Origin of the sequence: Parundibacterium terreum, from assembly GCF_014636315.1 — a bacterium.
GTDB classification, from domain to species: Bacteria; Pseudomonadota; Gammaproteobacteria; order Burkholderiales; family Burkholderiaceae_D; genus Undibacterium; species Undibacterium terreum.
In genome coordinates this window covers 1,101,405-1,122,462 of the sequence record NZ_BMED01000001.1, presented here as the reverse complement: position 1 = coordinate 1,122,462, position 21,058 = coordinate 1,101,405, and the positions used below count along the sequence as shown (strand labels likewise).

Here is a 21,058-nt window from a genome sequence, read left to right as displayed (position 1 = left end):
GGCGTGTTTTTTTAGTCCGCCTGATTTTTTAATCATCCCACCTATGCCGCACGTCGTCTCACAACACATGCAATCAAGGAATAATCATGAAGCCAAACAACACCAAGTTTTCATTCACCCCGCACGGCGGCGGCATACGCGGCGCAGACAGTCCGCGCAGTTCATCCACTTTTGAGGGCCGTTTCGGCCGCATCTTCCGCGAGCTGCCGGCAGCCAAGCATAGCAAGGACGATCTGCTCAAGCTTGCACTGTTGATGACGGCCCCTCCTGAGATGGACGACAAGGGCAAGCCCGCCGCTGCGTTGGAAACTGCCGATCATATACAAGACGACGAAGAAAATGCCGGCATCCCCGCCGGCTATACCTATTTTGGCCAGTTCATCGATCATGACATTACCTTTGATCCCATGTCCTCATTGATGCAGCAAAACGATCCGGAAGGCCTGGTGGATTTCCGCACGCCACGGCTGGATCTGGACAATATGTATGGCCGTGGCCCGGCAGACCAGCCGTATATGTATATCGATAATAAATTCCGCCTGGGAAAAGCGCTGTTTGCCAACAGCAAACCTACACCATCCCGTGATTTGCCGCGCTACCGCGATCCGGAAAATACCGGCACCTCAGCCCGTGCGCTGATAGGCGACAAGCGCAATGACGAAAACGTCATCGTCTCGCAACTGCATTCCGCCTTCCTGCAATTGCATAACCGGCTGGTGGATGAAGATGCCTTCAAGGATGCCACGTTTGAAGAGATACAGCGCCAGGTGCGCTGGCATTACCAGTATGTGGTGCTGAACGATTTCCTGCCGCACATCTGCGGCAAGGAGTTGATCGACGAGATCATGCCTTTCCGCCTGAAGCACGGTTCTGCTGCGGACAAGAAGCCCAAGCTGCAGTTTTTTCATTACCGCAATGACCCGTATATCCCGTTGGAATTCTCGGTGGCGGCCTACCGCTTCGGGCACTCGATGGTGCGCCCCATCTATCGGCTGAATACGGAACTCAAAGGCGGCGACAATCCGGACGAAGCCACCACAGAAGAAAAAGCGCGCGGGCTGGAAGGGCGTTTCTTCATCTTTGCCGGCGTGAACAAGCGCGCGCTGAACGGCTTTGGCGAGTTCCCCGACCAGTGGGCGATAGACTGGAGCCTGTTCTTCGACATCAACGGCTCCGGCAAAAAAGGCGGCAAGGAGAGGGCGCAGCCAGCCTACAAAATAGATACCTCGCTGGTAAACCCGCTGGGCTTCCTGCCGGAATTTTCAGTCGTCAAAGACCTGGTGCCGCCGCTGACCGTCGCGCAAATGCAGCCGGCCCCGGTCAATGCCATGGCTGATCCGGCCAATCTGGCGGCACGCAATCTGCTGCGCGGGCTTTCCATGGGCATGCCCAGCGGGCAGGACATCGCGCGCGCAATGGGGCTGAGCGTGATACCGGACAATGAACTCAGGGTCGGCAAGGCGATAGTCGATGAACTGGAAAAAGCGCCCACGCTGGTCAGCATCTCGCCGGCCTTTGCCGACAATGCGCCGCTCTGGTACTACGTGCTGGCAGAGGCGCAGCATAGCTGGCTTAAAAAAGCCAAGCACGGCGGCAAAGGCGACGAAGAACCGCTGGCCCTGGGCCCCATGGGTGGCCGCATCGTGGCAGAAACCCTGATAGGCCTGATCGCCGGCGACCCGCAATCCTTCCTGCACCAGGACCCCAACTGGCTGCCGTTTGTCGGAGGGCGGGATAGCACGGTAGGCAAGCTGGTGAATTATGCTTTGACAGGACAGAAATAAGCAGCACAGAAGTAAGAGTGCAAAAAGTGTAGGAGGGGCTAATGCCAAGACCAGTGCAAATTGATCCGCATTAGCCCCCAGTGCCAATTTAATTGCAGGCAGAAGTAGAGAAAACAGAATTTGCGCCGGCAGGCGGAATATTCAATTAGAAGAGACAAGAAAAGATAAAAAAGACAAACACTGCTTGCTGATAGCGGCACCTGACCGGGGCAGAAGCGTGAAATAAATTGTCGTGTTTCTAAAGCTCGGGCGCAGGTAGAGGGAGAGTATGATGGAAATTTTTCTTTCGCCTAACGGGGCGGAAATCAAGGTGTGCTGGCGCAGCTCGCTTCCTGGGGCGGCGCTGACCAAGCCTTATTCGGTGAATGCGAATGCGCTGCGAAAACGCTGCGAGGCTGTTCGCGCTGAATTAACCGCGTTAAACGATTATGTTCGCGCCAATCCCAAATTCGATGAGCGGCGGGATCCGGCCTGGAGCCAGTATTCCACTATCATGCGGCGGCTGCGTAACGAAGGCGGCATGCTGCGTGCAGCACTGATCGAAGCCGGGCAACCCGAAGACATTGCCGAGGTATTTGACAGGCGCGTGCGCGCGCTGCCCAAGGATACCGAAGTAACGGTCCACTGCAGCGATCAGGACGTCACCATCCCTTTGGGCTTCATCTGTGAGAACACGTCGTTTACGTTGAAGGAGCGGCCATCCAGGGGCGATTTTGACGGCTTCTGGATCAACCGCCTGAAATTAAGCATCCGCCTCAGCGGCACGGACTGCGCAACCTCGGAGGCTATAGACCGTTCGGCGTTCCGGGCCATCTACGCGCTGAACCGGGCTGAAAAAGAGTCCGTTCTCGCCGAGCTGATTGAATCGGATCTTGAGTCGGAGCGCCAGCAATTTGAGTCGCTGACCACGATAGACCAGCGTGATCATTACGACTGGGAAGACGTGCGCAGCGAGTGCATGAAAATGACGAATGCCCATGCGGTCTTTTTTGTGTTTGCCCATTGCGACGGCCTGAGCCTGCAGTTAGGCGACAGCGATACGGTGGACTGGGCAAGATTTCGCAACATGCTGCGCAGGCGCGCCGACGACAGGAGCGGCCTAGTGATTTTCAACTGCTGCACGTCGGGCATAGGCGAGCAGGGAAGCTCTCTGCTTTCCGCCGTCACGCAGCCCGGGTTTTGCGGCATGATAGGAACGGAGGCAGAGGTGCACAACACCGGCGCCTTGCGCTGCGGGATACGCCTGATGTGGAATCTGTGTGTCAACGGTAAAAACCTGGGAGACGCCTTCACGGACATGCAAAACTCCGAGGACCTGTTTCCCGTGAACCTGTTTTATACCTGTTACGCGGCACGCGATTTCAGGCTGAACAGCCCGATTACCTTTCCAGTCTGACGGGAGGCGCCATGAGTGATTATTCTGCGCCGCAAATTGTGCCGACGAGGCCCTATCTGGGCCTGGATTTTTTCCATGCGGAAGACGCCGCGCTGTTTACCGAGCGCGACCGGGAGATCAGCGATTGTTCGTCCATGCTGCTGCGGCTCAACGTCAAGATCTTTGTTCTGCAAGGCTCCACCGGCGCCGGCAAGTCGTCTTTCCTGCGTGCGGGCCTGATACCGCGGCTGCGCGAATGGCATAGCGGCGGAACCTACTTCCTGAGCGGCGGCGATTGCGTCATCCGCTGCACTTCCGATCCTTTGGCGCGCATTGCTGCTGCACTGGCTGCAGGAATCCGCTCCGACCATCTTGAGCTGGAAGATCTGCTGCCCCGCTGTACGGATCTGGATGCCGCCCCGGAAATGTCACGCATGAAGCTGGCAGAAACCGTGCTATCGGTCTTGCAGCAGGTATGCCAGCGGCTTTCCGGCCACCTGATTCTGATACTGGACCAGGCCGAGGAGGTATTAACCCAGGCGAAAGACCGCTCGGGCCTGGACGAACCGGCACAGGCATTCTTTTATTTTCTGGAAGAGGTATATCTCAGAAATATCGATGTCCGCATTATCGTCGGCCTGCGCACGGAATACTATGGCCGCTTCCGCGATGAGCTGGGAATCGACGATGACCGTATCTCCACCCGCCCGCACAGCGGCGGCGTGGAACCCTATCTGCTTCGCCCCATCCGCAATCACGATGCGCTCAAACGCATCATCCTCGCGCCATCGAAATTTGGCGGAGGAAAGGTGTTCAACTATGTGGTTGACGAGGACGTGGCCGAAAAAATAGTGAATGACTTGCTCGCTTTTTTCGCTCACGGCTCGATAACGCCGTTCCTGCAGGTCATTTGTGCCATGCTGTACGAGCGCATGTCGCCGCAGACGCGCCGTATCACGCTCAACGATTACAAGGTCCTGGGGGACATACACGGCATCGCATTCAGCTACCTTGATCGCGGCATCATGCAGGCGCTGGGGCAGGGTGCGAGCCAGAAGCAAAAAGACCGCTGGTTGCTGGTATTGCACAGCCTGGCCAGCACCCAGGGCGGCGGCATGGTGGTGTCCAATACCGCGTCCATCTCCACGCTGAAGCGCAAGGCGGAAGAAGAGGGTATACACGGAGACATCGAACAGGGCCTGGGCAAACTCTGCGGCGGCAGCGATCCGCTGCTGATAGGCTTGCCGGTGGAAGCGCCGACGCAGTTCAGCCTGAAGCATGATGTGCTGGCCGTGGTGCTGAAACGCTGGGAGGTGGAATACATCACCAGACGGGCAGGGCGGACAAAGGCTGCAAGACGTTATGGTACGGCCAGCGCGGTATTTGCGCTGAGCTGCGTGGCCGCTGTGCTGTATCACAACCAAAACGCGAAATATCAAACGCTGCAACAACTGGTGGACAAGCAGATTGCCTATGCGCAGAAACCGCTGCGTTCCGATTTTGGCCAAAGCCTGTACCTCGCGCTGAGCAGTCTGGATTCCATCGAGAAATGCCCGTTTGGCAGAAGCTGCACGTCGCTGAAGGACAAGGCCCTGAACGAGCTGCGTTCAGCAATTCTGCGCTCTCCGCTGCTTTCCAGAGAGGCGTCGACTGCAGGATTTGATACTACAGGCCGGCAAATCCTGCTTTTATCCAAAGACGGGTCTTCCGCAACGAAGATCACGCTGGGAGCTGAATTACATACTGAAACGCTACGCGCCGAGGAAATGTCTTCGCCTGCGGGTTCCACGCCCAAGCTGGAATCCGTGAATTTTGCGGCGAGCACCAGTGCCGGCGGCGGATCTTCGGTGCTGATCGGAGATAAATTTTTCCATTGGGATGCACAGGGAAAGGCGGATCCCTCTCTTGCGCTGGATAAGTACGTCAAGAAAAATAATGGCAATCCCTATGCGCAGTATGCGATGCGCGGCAACAACCTGGAGATCATGAATTTTCAACTGGACAACGGCGAAGTCAAAATCGAGGTGCGCAAATTGCTGGGTCTCGCTCCCGGCTGGAATGGCGAGGAAGATAAATTCGATCTGACGCACAACGACATCATGGTGCCGCCACCGCTGTCGTCCGACTCTGCAAACTCCCGCGCTACCTATGCCTATCTTTCACGCGTGAAGACCGGAACCGGTGATAGTTACAATTGGAACATCCGCTTGCCGCAAAGGCAGGAAGCAATCCGCCTGCCGGACACGGTGGGCGCAAACACCACGCGCCTGGGCTTTGTGTCCGGAGATAATGCGGTGCTGGTCCAATGCGCTTCGGGCGGCTTTGACTATATCAGCCTGCCGGCACTGGGCAACATGAATACTACCGCACTGCCGCGCGCATGCCGCGGCGTGGACAGCGATTTGACGCGGGTACAAGTCCAGTTTGGAAAGGACGCTGGTCCGAATGAGAAGCGCGTGCCCCGCAGCGCCTATACCTCGTACATGCATTCCCCCTTGGCCGCCGCCAGAAGCGGCAATCAGCTATCGCTTGCATGGATTACCGAAGACGGGGTTGCCGTCGCCAGCGGCCAGTTCGGCACTGCGCTGGCTAATCCTGCCGCCGGTAGCGGCATCGATAGAGGCAGCGACGTGCTGCTATCCGGTGAGCCGAACGGCTCAACACTGCAGTTTAGTGACGACGGCACCATCCTGGTGCTGCTGCAGCAGCCTTTCATCTACGCTCCGGTGAGGCTGCGCATATGGGATTTGAGCAAGGAACGCATAGCATGGGTTAACCACCTGGAGGCAGAAAAGCTGATTGAGCTGGCTTGCAGCATGGTCACTGACCTGAAGACATACCTGCCGGATTCCGATCAAAGCCAGGCCTATGCATTGATGTCGGTGACGAATGAAAAACCGAAGTGCCTCAGTTCCGAAAAAAACAGCCGAGGAAAAAAATGATAGAAAATATTTCCGCCATGCTGGGTGCCTTGCTGCCAGCCCCGGTAGCGCAGCCGGTAGTGAAATCCTTTGGCAAGGAAAAAAGCTTTCCCGAGATGAGCGCCGGCGCGCCGATCAAGCGCAATGAAGCCTATTTTGAAGTCCGCCTCAACCAGATGTGCCTGGCAAACAATGTGAAGTGGTTTTCGGTCTATGATCCGCTGGTCGTCATCACGGTCGGGTTTGACTATGGGGGCAAGAGCATAGAAGTGCCGGCCGTGCTCGGCCCCGGTATCATACAAAAACATCTGGATTCCGGTGCTCCGCAGTTCGGCACCGTGCTCTCTGACTTGAAAGTCATCGGGCCGCATCCTTACCGTGGCAGCGGCATCAGCATCTCCATCAGCTTCTACCGTGTGGAAAGGATGAACTACACGAGATCGCTATTGAAGGTCATTGAGCGCCTGTCCGGCATCATAGGGATGGGGCAGATCGCTACCCTGGCAAGCACCGGCGGCGCGCTGCTGGACGGGCTTGAGGGTCTGCTGGGCGGCGGCGCCACCGTTTGCATGGCCGCTTATAAATTCAACCTTCCGCCTCCCAATTATCCGCTGCAAACCGGATACACGGCGCTGATCGTGCCACCGGTGCCGGACAATCTGGATACGCTGCTGGTCAGGGACAGCCGCCTGCTGCAGAAAGAAGGCGGCGAGGAGCGCCCGTTCGCGGGGTCTGATTTTGTGTTGATCAGCGTCGCCGGCATGCAGAGGCGCGAAAACGAACAGTTTTTCTCCGCTTACGACCTGAAGGAGCAAGCCCTCAGCATCATCAGCGAGGGCGAAGCAAGCCGGAAGCGTGCCAAGGCCATCATGCTGTCTGCCTTCCAGCAATTGCGCGGCAGCGATGATTTTACCAAGCTGGAGGCAGACCTATTGTTTGAAGAATGGCTGCAGGAGTTCGACAAGGAAGTCAGCCGTTACAGCAGAGCCAACGCCATGCCGATCAGGCACAACCAGCCTGAGCTGGCATTAGCGGCCAACGACCTGAACCAGGCCATGGACAGGCTTTCGCTTTGAAGCGCAGGTGGCATCAGGTGGCAACGGCCGCCTGATGGAAACATTGGTACGTGGGTGCAATAAGCGTATTGCACCGCTTTCTGCAATCAAACCGCTATCTTCTTTTGGCGAATCCGGCATCTTGCCGGGTGCTATGGACTATTACAAAACCGGTAGCCGCAAGTACGGGCGGACGAAGTTATTTACCGGACCTTTGAAAAAAATGCCCAGCCCCGCCAGCCATTTTGTTGCCGACATACCATCAATGTTCGCTACCGCACATACCCAGCCCTGTACCGCGGAATAAGCTTTCGCCAGGCTCTTATAGAGTCCACCGATTGCGATGGTTGCGGCGATTGCCAAATTGTGCAGCCCGTGCACCTCGTACACCTGGATGTCTTGGCAAAAATTGAAAGGAAAATGATGAAAAAATTAACTTTAGCAGCGGCTATCGGCGCACTGGCGCTGGCAGGCAGCGCCTACGCGCAGAGCAGCGATTCCGACAACGTGACCATCACCGGCCCGGCGCACAAGATAGAAATTCCCGACGGCAATTCTCGTCTGCGGCCTGAAAATTACTACGACTACCAGGGCGGCTATAGCTTATCCAACGGCCAGACGCTGGTGATATCGACGCGCGGCAGCAAGATGTATGCTGAAGTGGACGACATGGGTCGCCACGAACTGGTGGCAACAGCCAGAAACACCTTTGTCGCCACCGACAAAAAACTGGAAGTGAGCATCGACCTTCACCCCAATGCAGAACCTACCGGCGTGCTCTACATGATGGTGCCGGCCCTGGTACCGGCAGCTGAAACACCGGTAGCAGCAATGCCTGCCCCGGCATTGAAGGTGGCGCAGCACTCCGGCAAAACCAAAGCCGGCAAGATGCTGGTAGCCAAAGCGGGCACACCCGCCAAAGCCAAAGTATCTCAACCTCAGATGCTGAGCGGCGAAAAGATGATCATGGTGGCCATGCGTTAATCGCCTGATGCTAAGAGGTTAGCACGTACTACACGGCAACCGGTCTGATCCGGCTGCCGTGCCTGCTGCTTGCGTCTGCGGGCGCCGGATCGGGTGTTCCAGCAAAGCTCAGGCTTGCCTGCCAAGGAAGGCTTAAATCTGGCGCAATCCGCCATCGACAAACAATTCAGCCCCCTGAACGAAACTGGAATCATCCGACGCCAAAAATACAGCCGCCTTGGCAACTTCGTCAGGGTCGCCGACGCGGCCCATAGGAATGGTAGACGCCAGATGATCCAGGAAGCCTTGCTGCTGAACCGTATCCTTGCCCACCAGTTCCACCAGGCCCGGCGTTTTGATAGGGCCTGGGCTTAGCGTATTCACACGTATACCCCGGTCTTTCAGGTCTAGTATCCAGTTGCGCGCAAATGAGCGCACGGCGGCCTTCGACGCAGCATACACACTGAAGGCTTCGGTGCCTCCGCTGGCGGCCGTCGATCCTGTCAATATGACGGAAGAACCCTTGCCGAGCAATGGCAAGGCTGTCTGCACAGTGAAAAGCGTTCCTTTTACATTGCGGCCAAATGTATCGTCAAAATGCGCCTCGGTGATTTGGCCCAAGGGCAGCAGCGAGCCTCCGCCTGCATTGGCCACCAACACGTCGAGTTTGCCATGCCTGGTGTTGATTTGATCGAACAGTGCCTGTAACTGGGCAATGTCTGCGGAATCGACACGCACACCTTCCACCGCGCCGCCGATCTCTAGCACCGCAGCGGCCAATTCGGCCTCGCGTCGGCCGGTAATATAGACCTGAGCTCCTTCTGCGACAAAGCGCTTGGCGATCGCCAGACCGATTCCTGTCGTGCCGCCAGTCACTACAGCTACTTTTCCTTCCAGTTTTTGCGTCATGATTTTTCCTTTAAGCTTTCTACTCGCCCATGCGATCGAACACGGAGCGATTTTGCGGGGAATCGGGGCAATTGATAAGACAGGCAGCGCTCATATGATTTATGCTTTACTTACATAAACGAATCAGTGAATTCAGAAAATGAATAAATTACTATGGATGCATTGCTTTATTCGGGTGGTAGAAACCGGAAGCTTTTCTGCGGTCGCACGCGAGCTGGAAATCGGCCAGCCCAATATCAGCCGGCATATCGCATCACTCGAAAATGAGCTAGGCACGCGATTGCTGTATCGGTCGACGCGCCAGTTAACCATCACGCCGGAAGGCCAGCGCTACTACGCCCAGGCACGGCAGGCGCTCGACATGATCGACCAGGCCGAGTCAGACCTGCGCGGGCAACAAAACCCGCGCGGGCTGTTGCGTGTCGCGTGTCCGGCAAGCTTGGGGATAGAAAAAATTGTGGAGGCGATGCCGCAGTTCCTCGGGCAGTTTCCTGATGTTGAACTGGAACTTCGCCTGAGCGATGAATATATCGATCTGGTGGGCCAAGGGGTGGATGTCGCTATCCGGGGAGGCGAACTCAAGGATAGCGCGCTGAGGGCGCGCCGTATCGGGATCTCGGAACGGGTCTATGTCGCTGGTGCGGCGTATCTGGAAGAGCACCCCGCGCCACTTCAGCCGGCGGATTTGTTGCAGCACCAGTGTATCATTTACACATTGCTTGCAGGAGGAAAGGGGTGGCCATTCAAGGATGGTGAATTGCATGTCAACGGGCGCGTAAGGCTGGACGATCTGCGGGCCATACATCGCGCTGCCCTGGCGAATTTAGGGATCGCCTACCTGCCGTCCTGGATGGTGGTGGATGAACTGCGCAGCGGCGCTCTCAAGCTGGTGCTGGCTGATTATGTCGGCCCGCCCAGCCCTGTGAATGCAGTGTATTCAGCAGAGCGTTTGCTGCCACAGCGGGCAACTGTGTTTATCGATTTTATTACTACACTTTTCACCAGCATCCCAGGATTGAACGGCAGTCCACTGCTTTAGAGGCTGTTGCGAAATTACCCTGGCGTTGTTGCGCCTCCTAGCCGTGCTATAGCACTGTCGTCGTCGGCGACGCCTAGCCAGACTAATTTCGCAACAGCCTCTTAAAAAGCAGCTATCCCGCCCGCACTCATCGCAAACCTGGCCAATCCTGGCAATAGGGATCAAGCATCCGTCGATACCGTGACTGCTTCCCATGCCTCCATATCGCTGGCATAAGCAGCCAGTTTATCGCGCACCAGGGCCAGAGCGTCGCTGCCCAGCAAAAGATGGGCCGGCGGCTGGGGATGCCCGGCCAGGGCCAGAATCGCCAGTGCCGCCTTGTGCGGATCGCCTAATTGCCTGCCATGTTTTTCGACGCGCGCCTGGCGAATCGGATCAAACAGTGCGTCGTAGTCCGCCAGCGTGCGCGCAGCCCTTATCATTGACCTGCCGGCCCAATCTGTACGGAGCGAGCCGGGCGCGACCGCTGTGACGGCGATGTTGAACGGTTTCAGCTCTTTACTCAGCGCATCGGAAATGCCCTCCAGCGCGAATTTGCTGCCGCAGTAATACGCGATCCCCGGCATCGTGATAAAGCCGCCCATGGACGTGATATTGATGATATGGCCGCGGCGGCGCTGCCGGAAAAAAGGCAGGAAAGCCTTGATGACGGCCACTGCGCCGAACACATTCACGTCGAACTGGCGGCGCATATCTTCTATCGGCGATTCTTCCAGTATCCCTTCGTAGCCGTAGCCGGCATTGTTGATCAGGACATCGACAGCGCCTATGGTCCGTTCGGTTTCGGCGACTACGCCGTCAATGGCGGCAAAGTCGGTAACGTCGAGCAGGCGGCCAAATGCCCGGCCAGGTTGCGACGCTTCAAATTGCCGGCACGCCTGTTCACTGCGCAGGGTGCCGATGACGCGATGGCCGGCGGCCAGCGCTTCCTTTGCCAGTGCCTGGCCGAAGCCGCTGCTGACGCCGGTGATAAAAAAAGTCTTCGATGATGACATGATCTCTCCTGAATGGTTTGCCGGCGACCGCTATCGCCATGGCAGCATGGTAGAGTCGGAAGGGGGGGCGAAAAGGCCGTTTCTTCTGTTTTACTTGCCTAATCCTATGAGTGGGCTGTCCATTTCGCGCAATAAATGGCATATTTGATGCCGATTCAGTTGATGGGGGCAATATCATGCCGGAAGAGAAACAGGAGGTGCAACAACGGCGCATGTGCGCTTTGCTGGCCGGGCTGGCGCCGCTCGAAGGCTACAACCTCAGCCCGCTGGCCGACGTGCGCTTTTTGCGTTCCAACCGGCCGCTGGGCCGTACGCCCGTACTGTACGATCCCGGCATCGTCATCGTTTGCCAGGGACGCAAGCGCGGCTATCTGGGTGATGATGTTTATCTCTACGATGCGCAGCACTATCTGGCGGTTTCGGTGCCTGTGCCGTTTTCAATGGAGACGGACGCCAGCGCCCAAGCGCCGATGCTGGCAATCTATCTGCGCCTGGACTTCAAGCTCGCCGCTGATCTGATGCTGCAAATGGACAGAGGCGGCAGTGCAAACGCGGCCGAACCTAAAGGCATGATGTCGTCATTGATGGACAAGCGCATGACCGCCTCTGTCCTGCGTTTTCTTGAAGCGATGAGCGAGCCTTTGGAAGCAGCCGTTCTCGGCCCTGCACTGGTGCGCGAGATTTATTTCCGCGTGTTGTCGGGTGAGCAGGGCGGCTCAATTCGTTCGGCGCTGAGCCGCCCGGGCCAGTTCGGCAAAATCTCGCAGGCCATCCGCGCCATCCATACCGGTTATGCAAGTCCTATCAGTATCGAACAGCTGGCGGGCGATGTCGGAATGAGCGTGCCAAGCTTCCACACCCATTTCAAAGCGGTGACGGACACTTCGCCTATGCAGTATTTGAAATCGACGCGGCTGCACCAGGCGCGTCTCTTGATGCTGCGCAACGGCGCTACAGTCGCGCTGGCTTGCCATCAGGTCGGCTATGTGAGCGTTTCGCAATTCAGCCGGGAATTCAAACGCCTGTTCGGCCTCAGCCCCAGGGAGGAGGTGGAAAGGATGCGCCAGCATTTCGCGTTGCCGCCACCCGATCCGGCTTCAGAATACGTGTCGTCCCATTGAACGCCGAGGGCAGGGATTTACAGCAAGCGCTGCCGCTCAGGCCGCCGCAAGGAACAATCAAGCCTCTGCAATGGCCGCAATCGAGATGCGTATATTCTTAGGCCGTGCAGGCAAGCGGGCACCTTGGCGTGCCGGCGGGTCTGTGGGGAACCACTTGAGCCATTCTTCGTTCATGCCGGCGAAATCGGTTTCTTCTCCAAGCAAAAAGGTGACGCTGACCACCTTCTGCAAAGAGCTGCCTGCCGCTTCCAGGATGGCCGATAAATTCTTCAATGCCTGCCTGGTCTGCTCCTGTATCGTGTCGCCTGCTACTTCCCCCGTGGCCGGGTCGTAAGGCCCCTGGCCGGAGACGAAGACGAGGCCCGCAGCTTTTACAGCCTGACTATACAGAGGCACACGCGGTGCGTTATCGGTGCGAACAATGGTCTTGGTCATTGATGTTCTCCAGGCGGGGTTGATGGAGGCAGGGCAGTTCCTCAATATTACAGCGCGTAGGGTGCAATAGCGCAGCGTATTGCACCGATGTCCGCAAAAAAAACGAGCTATTTATTCCGGGCAAGACCATCACATTGCCGCGTGTGACGGCGGTATGGGATCATTCGGTGCAATACGCGTTGCTATCGCACCCTACGGCTGCGCATCGGCTCCTGCGTCACCGCAAGAGCCGGCGCAGCTAACCTCAGTGCGCTGCTGCACTAGTGCCAGTACCTGCCATGCTATCCAATGCGGCAGCGGCATCATCCGGCAGGATCAGCGCACCGGCGACCAGGTTCTCACGCAGATGCGCTACCGAGCTCGTGCCCGGAATCAGCAGGATATTCGGCGAGCGGCGCAGCAGCCAGGCCAGCGCTACCTGCAAGGGCGTGGCATGCAGGCGTGTGGCAACCTCCGACAGCGTGGCCGACTGCAGTGGCGAAAAGCCGCCCAGCGGGAAGAAGGGCACGTAGGCGATGTTGTCACGCGCCAGTTCGGTGATCAATGCATCGTCGTTCCTGTGGGCCAGGTTGTACTGGTTTTGCACGCAGACGATGTCGCAGATGCTGCGCCCTTGCGCCACCTGCAGCGGCGTGACATTGCTCAGGCCTATGTGCCGCACCAGTCCTTGCTGCTGCAAGCCGGCCAGCACGGTCAGCGCTTCTTCTATCGATCCTTCGGCCGGCTGCATCGGGTCAATCATGATGCGCAGGTTGACCACGTCCAGCACGTCCAGCCCCAGGTTGAGCAAATTGTCATGCACCGCCTGTGTCAGTTCTGCTGCAGAGAAAGCCGGCAGCCAGGATGCATCTGTGCCGCGCCGCGCGCCTATCTTGGTGGCGATCAGCAGATCCTCACGGTAGGGATGCAAGGCTTCGCGGATAAGCTGATTGGTCACATGGGGGCCATAAAAATCGCTGGTGTCGATGTGGTTGACGCCGGATTCGACAGCCGTGCGCAGCACCGCCAGCGCGCCTGCCGGGTCGGCGGGTGGGCCGTATATGCCGGGGCCGGCGAGCCGCATCGCGCCATAACCCAGGCGATTGACTGTTTTGTTGCCAAGGGAGAATGTGGTGTTTGCTTGAGACATGAAAGACCTCCGTTTGAAAGAAGCCTCAGTGTAGGTGCAGAAGTCGCGTGCGATAAGGGGATATAATCCGAACAGCCTGTGCAGGAATATGCACAATGAGTGTGCGCAATGCGTATGCGCAATAAGCATGCACAATGAATCAACGCCAAGCACAATGAAAATCGACCTCTCCGACCTGAATGCCTTTCTCGCCGTGGCGCGTGCCCAGGGCTTTCGTGACGGCGCCCGCGCCAGCGGCGTCAGCGCATCCGGCCTGAGCGAGGCTGTGCGGCGGCTGGAGGCGCAACTGGGCGTGCGCCTGCTAAACCGTACCACGCGCAGCGTTGTGCCCACCGAAGCGGGCAAGCGCCTGCTGGCGCGGCTTAACCCGGCGCTGACAGAGGTGGAGGCGGCGCTGGAAGAGGTCAACGATTTTCGCAACCGCCCGGCGGGCACGCTCAAGCTGAACGTGCCTGTCAGCGCGGCGCGGCTGGTGCTGCCGTCCATCGTGCCGCGCTTTCTGGCGGCCTACCCAGAGATCCGAGTGGAAGTCTTCACCGAAAGCAGTTTTGTCGACATGGTGGCCGCCGGCTGCGACGCCGGCATCCGCTACGACGAAAGGCTGGAGCAGGACATGATCGCAGTGCCCATCGGCCCGCGTGTGCAACGCTTCGCCACTGCGGCAGCGCCGACTTATCTTGCCCAGCGCGGCCGCCCCAAGCATCCGAGCGAGCTGCTGCAGCATGCCTGCCTGCGGCTGCGCTTTCCCAGCGGCGCGATGCCGCCATGGGAGTACGCACGCGATGGCGAAGTGGTGCGGGTTGATGGAGAAGGGCCCTTGCAGGTAGACGTGGGCGGCGGCTTAGATTTGCTGATAGACGCAGCCATTGCAGGCAGCGGGGTGGTGAATCTGTTTGAAGACTGGCTGCGCCCGCACCTGCAAAGCGGCGCGCTGGAACCCATACTGGAATCGTGGTGGCAGCCCTTTTCAGGGCCATTCCTTTACTATCCCGGACGGCGCCTGGTCCCGGCGCCGTTGCGCGCGTTTATCGATTTCATCAAGGCGGGCAGTGTGTAGGGTGCCTGTTCACATAATGCACGCGGCTTACTGGCCTTCCGGCGGCTGCCACAGTTCTACCTTGTTGCCCTCGGGGTCCATCACCCAGCCAAATTTGCCGTACTCCGATTCCTCGGTTTTCTCCAGCACCTCGCATCCTTCGGCGCGCAGCAAGGCCAGCAGCCCCGGCAGATCGGCAACCCGGTAGTTGATCATGACGGAGGACGTGCTAGGTGCAAAGTTCTTGCCGTCGCCGATGAACCACGCGGTTTTGCCGGCAACAGGTTTGCCGGCAGCATCCGCCCAGCGAAACGAGGTGCCGCCCCAGACCTGCACATCAATGCCCAGGTGCTTTTTGTACCAGGCCCGCAGCATGGCCGGGTCCTTCGCCTTCAGAAAAACACCGCCTATGCCGGTGACCCTGACCGCTGTCTTTTGCCCCGCGGGAGTATCCGCAGCGCGGGCTTGTGCGCAAGCGAGCGCCGGCAAGATGGCTATCAGTAATGCGCCCGCAAATCGTCTGTAATGCATGTGAACTCTCCTGTGGGTAAAAGAAGCCTGATAGGAGCCATATGATGATGCACGGCCTGAGCTAAGTGTATATAGGGGCGCGGTAAGCCTGCAATTGAAAGTTCCAAAAGGCCATGGAAGATGTCTCTATCTCCCAGCAAAGCCCAGCTCGCCGCATTCTTTTTTTTGATGTTGCTTTGTCAATGTTTGTGTGGCAGGATTGGCACCGCTATGCGCAGTTACGCAAAGCGGCGAAGTCTCCACGAGCAAATTGGAAAAACTGCCGCTGCCTCTTTTCTGAGCTTGACCTATAGTTTGGCTCGGTCTGATTCAGATGAAGTCAGCCTAGCCAAATATTGACTTCCGATGACAAAAAAGGATGGGGTTCTATTCTAAGAAAAATTGGCCCGGAAAGCCCAATCTAAACTGAAAAAAGTCGTGCTCCCCATCAAGTTCGAATGCAAGAAATTAGAATAAATTCTAGAGAGGCATGGAATGTTCGCAAACGGGATTCAAATAGAATGGAAGTATGCAACTGAGTATTTAGAACTCGATATGGACAAACTGCATCTTGCTCAATCCATATCGGAAACGAGGGAATGGCGACATCAGCAACAATGCTACGTGACGTAGTATCCCACTAGTAACCGAGGCCGGAAAGAAGGGGAAGGATGCGGTCGTTGAAGCCCTTTCTAGTATTCGGAAAGTATTGGAGAAATAGGTTATGACAAGCGATACCAAAGTATGGCGTCTCGCGATAGCAGCGAACAAATATATGGGTTTAATACCGGGTTCGTTGGAATTCTTTCAGACAAATTTTTTGGGACGGCCTATGGTCGATAGGTGGGTTCCGCCGGCTGTTTCGGTGAGCAACAAATCAAAACCACTTGCCGACTTCTTGAGTTGGATGATCGCGGCACCTGTTGTATCGGAGAGAGCCGCAATTTCTCTTGCAGTCTTTGCTAGCAGTTTCGAACTTCTCCCTTTAATTGAATTGCGGGGAAAGAATTATTTTGCCCTGAACGTGCTTGAAGTACTAAATGATGTTCTTGACCGCGATGCCAGCGAGATTGACTATTTTTCGGACGGTACGCCGATGAATCTGCGAACCGCGTCTTTTCAAGTAGTACCAGTGTTACCAATTTTCAAGGTAGGAATATCGAAGACCCATGTTTTTCCAGATATCTTTGTGACCAGAAAATTCGCAAATATCTTGATCGAGAATGGTTTGACTGGCTGCCGTTTAATTGATCCCCAAGTAGACAGATTTGCGGCATCGCTTCGCGGAACTCCGTTACCAAATATGGTCGAAGGGATAAAAATTTAGGAAGGGAAATAAGGAGAAATAAGGTGGCAGGGTCGAATTATTCTTGATCACTCTGGCCCAGGCTGAACGCAGTGCAGTAGCCTTGTATTTAATAATAGGGGACTAATAATAGGGGACTAATAATAGGGGACTAATAATAGGGGACGGAGCGCATTTAATCGGTTTTTGCGCTTCGCAGGCCGTGTACGTCCCGCCGGCCCGGACACCAAGAATGGCAACCAAACAAAATGACGCTTGCCGCGCGCACGAGGGCCAAACTCGCGTCTAGGAAAAATTCGCTCTTTAGGTACAATTCGCCTGGTAAAAATGCCGTCAAGTCCTTGAATGGACTAGGGAAAACGGCCGGTGTTACGGTAAGTGCGCGTCGGGCGGACGTTACCTGAGTGAAGATCCGGTGTTGACTGATGCTAACACTGGAACTGGATTCAACAGGTACGCTTACGCTCAGAACAATCCGTATCTGTTGATTTGCATTTAAAAACGCGGTCAGGCGGAAAGCGTAACGAAGTAAAGTGGATCCCGTAGGGCGTAATGGAATTACGCCGCATTGGAACCATAAAAAAAGTTCCCACAAACGATAGTGCTGTTAAATTTATGAGCCAATTTAAATCGATGCCATACAAAAAACAGCCTGCTGCCGGACCTGAGCTACCTGCTCCGCAATGCGGCATTTGGCTCCATAGTCCAAATCCCACGAAAGCAATAGCTGGGCATATGAGCGTAATGACGAGCCCAATCAGTATGACTTTATTTCTCATCGTGACTTGTCTTTCTTGGCAGTGTTGAGTTGCAGTAGGCTTGCCCATTGCATTGATGGGATAAATGGTCTTCTTTTTGCACCCTGCTTAATTGAGTGATACCAAACTTCATACAGTATCTTTCAAATTGTTGCCGTTCCCGGGCTGGGTCTTCCAGAAAGACAAAGCGTCTTCCTTCGCCTATGTATGCTGTTTATATACCTGCACTCATGGCTGCATTTTATTTTGTGCGTTACGACGCCAAAGTGAGAGGCGATTTCCGGCCTATTTTTTTGAAAAAATAAAGTTGCCACAGTAGCATGGCAATGCTGAAATGCCAATTCTTCCCGCATCGTTATTCGATGCATAAATCATACATTTCCCCTACGATTGATATTGCTTTGATAATTTTTCTGTGGCAACATTGAGTTGAATTTTTGTCATGCCATGCGCATTGCGAAGAAAAGAGAAAAATCTTTCAGCAGTAAGCTGCCGAAGCTTTTTTTAGCTTGATGGTGATGCAAATTGAACTGAGAGATAAGCCGGTTACAGCTGAAATTGGCTGCAAACCCCCGAAAATCTTCCAAAGTCGAAGGAGGCGGTGCATATGGCTAGGATAGCTTTGGAGCACGTTTTATTTGTTGCCAAGTTTGGTTTAGGTAAAGATAAAACGAAAGAAGGCACTCATTATTACTCAAGCTATCCAGAGGATTTTGAGCGATGGTTTCGTTGCTGTTTATGTTTCCCAGCATGCTGCGCACGTGATAGCCCAATAAATATGGGTGACGTCATGTCTGCAGTTGGAAATGTCTTGTCGATTGCAGGGGGCGTTACACCAGCTGGTACGGCCATATCTCAAACAAGACAGGCATGCAGATTGTCGCGGAGATTAATCAGGGCAAGAGGACAGTACTGGAGTATTTGTTGTCGCCGGTGCAGAAGGCGGCGCAAGAGGCGGCGCGGGAGCGATAAATTGATACTTACCGTGAACTGGTGTTGTGTTCCAATTTCAAGATCGAATTTTTCATAAATTTTTATCGACAATTATTGTTTCGAAGGGATAGATATGACAGCTGCTTTATGGTTTGTTTTAGGACTCGTTATTTGGATAGCTTGGGGCCTTCTTTGGCTCACGAGACGCAAGTTAAGGATACTAAAAAGAGTGGGATATAACCTTAGCTCGGCTGATTTAATTCAGCTTGGGAAAAACGGCGATGAGGAGATTCGGAAGTTAACCAAAGACACAAAAATATTTATAGTTGTTGGGGTTGTCTATTTCCTAGTTGCTGGAATTATTAAACACTTTTTGGAAAAATTATGAGCGCACCTACTAGTGGATCGGTGACTACGATTCAAATTTTGCTGGATGTAACAAGTGGTAGCACAGGTGCTATTGATAACATCTCACAGGCTCTCGGGAGTGCCGTTGAAAATGGTGTCAGTTGGACAACTGCCGCAAACGGAGCACAAGTAGTTGCCACAGCAGTTGGAATTGGTGTTGTTGTTGGCGTGACCGCACCAGGATGGGCCGTCGGGGCATCTGTTTTGGCATTATCGCTTCAGGTAGCAAAAGCTGTGTCAGATGGAAATACTGACCCGAATAAGCCCATTGGAAGCACTGGCCCGAATCCCCAATAGAGCCTTTGCATCGAGCGACCAGAGGGAAGGTTTTCTTTCCATAGTAAAAGAAAAAATCCGGACGCAAGCTAAGGGTTAATTTCGCATTCCCAAGAATAGAGGAGGACACTGAAAGTCACTTGGGAAGCTATTCGAATGACCGCTTTGAGGAAGCGCGAAGGGTCGCAAAGGGGCGATAGCCGTCATACGCGAGCTGATATTTCCCGTCCATTCAAACACCCAATACCGCAAGCCGGAACAGGCAAGCCAGGTACGCTGCGCCGCACCTTACCTGGCTTGCCGGATAAGTGCCAGCTAGATTTTGCGCAATGCCATCCCGCCAGCGCCTGAGGCGCTAGGCAGGGTAGGCTACACCAGCTCGTGCCCCAGTGTGCGGGTCAGGATGGCGAGCGGGGATGCCTGGTAGTCGGATTGCAGCTGCGCCGGCAGTTGCGCGGTGTATTCTAGCAGGAACTGGCCGGACATGGCGGCGTGGGATGCCTGGTCGGAGAAGCAGATCCAGGCGGAGCCGGGTGGGAACTTGACGGTCTCTTGCTTGCAGTCGCGCTGATAGTCCATGTCGGCCTTCATCGCGTCATGCAGTTGCAGCATCAGGTGGTCGTATTCGGTGCGGAAGCTCTTGGTGACCTTCAGGCGTTCCAGCCAGCCGGCTTGCCAGGCGGAGTAGGGCTTGAGCCTGGGCATGAAGCGCTGCACGATATCGTCAAACGATTCGCCGACGCGCCATACGCGCGGCACTCCATCCGGGTTCACGTTGAGGAACACTCGCAGCAGCCGGGAGCCGCGGTTGGGGCGGGAGGGGAAGGCGTCTATGTGCAGGCGGCGGTCGTCCGCGCGCCATGATTGCGTGCGCTGCGTTATTTCCATTGGACGGAAGCTGGTGGCGCCGCGCTGCAAATGGGCCTGGTAGGCGGGCGACAGCGCCGCCAGCATGGCTTCTGCCTGCTCGCGGTAGCGGTACATCATGCCATTCAGGGTGTTCAATGTCTCGGCCGAACCAGCGGCACCTTTCAGGCGGTCATCCGCGCCCAGGCTGACATTGCGGCTCTTGGGTGCAAGGATTTCGGGCTTGAACAGGCTGAGTTCTTTGGCTTCTGTGGCGAAGGGAAATGCGGGGGTGTAAAGGACTTTCCCCGCTTCCAAGGCTTGCAGTAATTCTGCGCTATTGGTGGCGAGTTCTTCGACGTTAAATTCCACGATCGTTGCCGACATGTACGCGTTCCTATGGGTAATCTAGAGAGCATGCCCGCATGGCTTCACATGGACCAGGGATCCATAGCGGGCAAAAATATTGGTGACGTATTGCGCTGTGTCTGCAGGATTGGCTCCTGTCTTCTACGGCAAATGCACATAAATATTACAACGTAATGACATTCGTTGCAGAGGATGGCGGAAATGTTGCTTTTTTGAAAAAAGCCTTAATCTGCACTCTGCGCTGGGTGGTGTTTAAGGCTGGTGGCCTTGTCGGCAAACCGCTTCCAGTTTGCCTTTTAGCCTGCGCGAATTATCAGGTGGGTGGGGTTGTGTGCCGGGTGCGGCCTGACTGGCCGACGGAGGGGTAGGGCGCGTGGGCAAAGCCTAAGCGCCGGTTTGACTCAAGCGTGGTTGATGCAATTACCCTTATCAGCCATCAGCCCAGCGGTGACGGCACCGGTGCACGGTAAGGCGCAGGCAAGCGAATCCAGGCGGTGCGTATGGTTGCGAGTACGAAGACCAAAAACAAAGACTGCGCTAAAAACGGCGGCCAGTGAAAGCCATAGTTGGCGCCTACCCAGGCATTGATGGCAACATCGCTGACGATGATTGCCGCAGTCAGGCCCAACCCGGCCTTGGGTTTGGCCAGTAACAGGAAGGCGGCCAGCGGATCGATGAAGGTGAGGGCGGTCCAAAAAATGCTGACGAACAGCGGCAGGCCGCCGTAATCCCATTGCAGGCCGTAGGCAAAGACGATGTAGGCGTGGTTGTAGCTTGCGGCGGTGAGGCATACGGCGTAAATGGCACGTAGCAGAAGCGAAGGATTTTTAAGGATTTTCACGCCGGGCTTGATTCGGATCGGTAATGTCGTCTTTATACTATGATATTGT

The 21,058-nt window shown here is 55.7% G+C and carries 19 protein-coding genes; 12 read left to right on the top strand and 7 right to left on the bottom strand.

The features are described from left to right. Window positions 1–86: 86 nt before the first annotated feature. From IEW12_RS05265 to IEW12_RS05240, 6 genes are all read left to right on the top strand, one after another. Window positions 87–1,784: a peroxidase family protein gene (locus IEW12_RS05265; protein WP_188564890.1), complete on the top strand. Its 1,698-nt coding sequence runs from the start codon at window positions 87–89 to the stop codon at window positions 1,782–1,784. A gap of 268 nt (window positions 1,785–2,052) precedes the next feature. Beyond that, entirely contained in the window at window positions 2,053–3,180 is a 1,128-nt protein-coding gene (locus IEW12_RS05260) for a hypothetical protein (protein WP_188564889.1), read from the top strand. Between the two features lie 11 nt (window positions 3,181–3,191). Then, on the top strand, window positions 3,192–6,101 hold the full coding sequence (locus tag IEW12_RS05255) for an nSTAND1 domain-containing NTPase (RefSeq protein WP_188564888.1): 2,910 nt from the start codon (window positions 3,192–3,194) through the stop codon (window positions 6,099–6,101). After that, window positions 6,098–7,156: a hypothetical protein gene (locus IEW12_RS05250; protein ID WP_188564887.1), complete on the top strand. Its 1,059-nt coding sequence runs from the start codon at window positions 6,098–6,100 to the stop codon at window positions 7,154–7,156. Before IEW12_RS05255 ends, IEW12_RS05250 begins: the two co-directional genes overlap by 4 nt. Before the next feature lie 34 nt (window positions 7,157–7,190). Then, window positions 7,191–7,442 (top strand): hypothetical protein, encoded by a 252-nt coding sequence (locus IEW12_RS05245; protein WP_188564886.1) that lies wholly within the window; start codon window positions 7,191–7,193, stop codon window positions 7,440–7,442. Between the two features lie 113 nt (window positions 7,443–7,555). Then, a complete protein-coding gene (locus IEW12_RS05240; protein ID WP_188564885.1) occupies window positions 7,556–8,119 on the top strand; it encodes a hypothetical protein in 564 nt (187 codons plus the stop codon). A 132-nt stretch (window positions 8,120–8,251) separates the two neighbouring features. On the opposite strand, the gene IEW12_RS05235 is transcribed toward IEW12_RS05240, so the two are convergent. Continuing rightward, window positions 8,252–9,007: an SDR family NAD(P)-dependent oxidoreductase gene (locus IEW12_RS05235; RefSeq protein ID WP_188564884.1), complete on the bottom strand. Its 756-nt coding sequence runs from the start codon at window positions 9,005–9,007 to the stop codon at window positions 8,252–8,254. Between the two features lie 139 nt (window positions 9,008–9,146). Between IEW12_RS05235 and IEW12_RS05230 the strand changes: the two genes are divergently transcribed. After that, entirely contained in the window at window positions 9,147–10,046 is a 900-nt protein-coding gene (locus IEW12_RS05230; protein ID WP_188564883.1) for a LysR family transcriptional regulator, read from the top strand. A gap of 161 nt (window positions 10,047–10,207) precedes the next feature. On the opposite strand, the gene IEW12_RS05225 is transcribed toward IEW12_RS05230, so the two are convergent. After that, complete coding sequence (locus IEW12_RS05225) at window positions 10,208–11,041, bottom strand: oxidoreductase (protein ID WP_188564882.1); 834 nt, start codon at window positions 11,039–11,041, stop codon at window positions 10,208–10,210. Window positions 11,042–11,217: 176 nt separating this feature from the next. On the opposite strand from IEW12_RS05225, the gene IEW12_RS05220 reads away from it, so the two are divergent. Next, complete coding sequence (locus tag IEW12_RS05220) at window positions 11,218–12,162, top strand: AraC family transcriptional regulator (protein WP_229750932.1); 945 nt, start codon at window positions 11,218–11,220, stop codon at window positions 12,160–12,162. 57 nt (window positions 12,163–12,219) lie between these two features. On the opposite strand, the gene IEW12_RS05215 is transcribed toward IEW12_RS05220, so the two are convergent. Both IEW12_RS05215 and IEW12_RS05210 read right to left on the bottom strand, forming a co-directional pair. After that, window positions 12,220–12,597 (bottom strand): RidA family protein, encoded by a 378-nt coding sequence (locus tag IEW12_RS05215; protein ID WP_188564881.1) that lies wholly within the window; start codon window positions 12,595–12,597, stop codon window positions 12,220–12,222. 244 nt (window positions 12,598–12,841) lie between these two features. After that, on the bottom strand, window positions 12,842–13,726 hold the full coding sequence (locus IEW12_RS05210) for an aldo/keto reductase family oxidoreductase (RefSeq protein ID WP_188564880.1): 885 nt from the start codon (window positions 13,724–13,726) through the stop codon (window positions 12,842–12,844). 154 nt (window positions 13,727–13,880) lie between these two features. Between IEW12_RS05210 and IEW12_RS05205 the strand changes: the two genes are divergently transcribed. Further along, on the top strand, window positions 13,881–14,783 hold the full coding sequence (locus tag IEW12_RS05205) for a LysR family transcriptional regulator (RefSeq protein WP_188565670.1): 903 nt from the start codon (window positions 13,881–13,883) through the stop codon (window positions 14,781–14,783). 27 nt (window positions 14,784–14,810) lie between these two features. Here the strand turns inward: IEW12_RS05205 and IEW12_RS05200 are convergent, their stop codons facing one another. Continuing rightward, window positions 14,811–15,293 (bottom strand): VOC family protein, encoded by a 483-nt coding sequence (locus IEW12_RS05200; protein ID WP_229750931.1) that lies wholly within the window; start codon window positions 15,291–15,293, stop codon window positions 14,811–14,813. Window positions 15,294–15,996: 703 nt separating this feature from the next. On the opposite strand from IEW12_RS05200, the gene IEW12_RS05195 reads away from it, so the two are divergent. The 3 genes from IEW12_RS05195 to IEW12_RS05185 all read left to right on the top strand — a co-directional run bounded on the left by IEW12_RS05195 (window position 15,997) and on the right by IEW12_RS05185 (window position 18,974). Further along, window positions 15,997–16,599: a hypothetical protein gene (locus tag IEW12_RS05195; protein ID WP_188564879.1), complete on the top strand. Its 603-nt coding sequence runs from the start codon at window positions 15,997–15,999 to the stop codon at window positions 16,597–16,599. Between the two features lie 1,803 nt (window positions 16,600–18,402). Continuing rightward, window positions 18,403–18,657 (top strand): hypothetical protein, encoded by a 255-nt coding sequence (locus tag IEW12_RS05190; protein ID WP_188564878.1) that lies wholly within the window; start codon window positions 18,403–18,405, stop codon window positions 18,655–18,657. Further along, a complete protein-coding gene (locus IEW12_RS05185) occupies window positions 18,654–18,974 on the top strand; it encodes a hypothetical protein (protein ID WP_188564877.1) in 321 nt (106 codons plus the stop codon). Before IEW12_RS05190 ends, IEW12_RS05185 begins: the two co-directional genes overlap by 4 nt. A 348-nt stretch (window positions 18,975–19,322) precedes the next feature. Here the strand turns inward: IEW12_RS05185 and kdoO are convergent, their stop codons facing one another. Both kdoO and IEW12_RS05175 read right to left on the bottom strand, forming a co-directional pair. Then, the gene (gene kdoO, locus IEW12_RS05180; protein ID WP_188564876.1) at window positions 19,323–20,186 is read right to left on the bottom strand and encodes a Kdo hydroxylase KdoO; all 864 of its coding nucleotides are present in this window, start codon (window positions 20,184–20,186) and stop codon (window positions 19,323–19,325) included. A gap of 418 nt (window positions 20,187–20,604) precedes the next feature. After that, on the bottom strand, window positions 20,605–21,009 hold the full coding sequence (locus IEW12_RS05175; protein WP_229750930.1) for a hypothetical protein: 405 nt from the start codon (window positions 21,007–21,009) through the stop codon (window positions 20,605–20,607). Window positions 21,010–21,058: the final 49 nt, after the last annotated feature.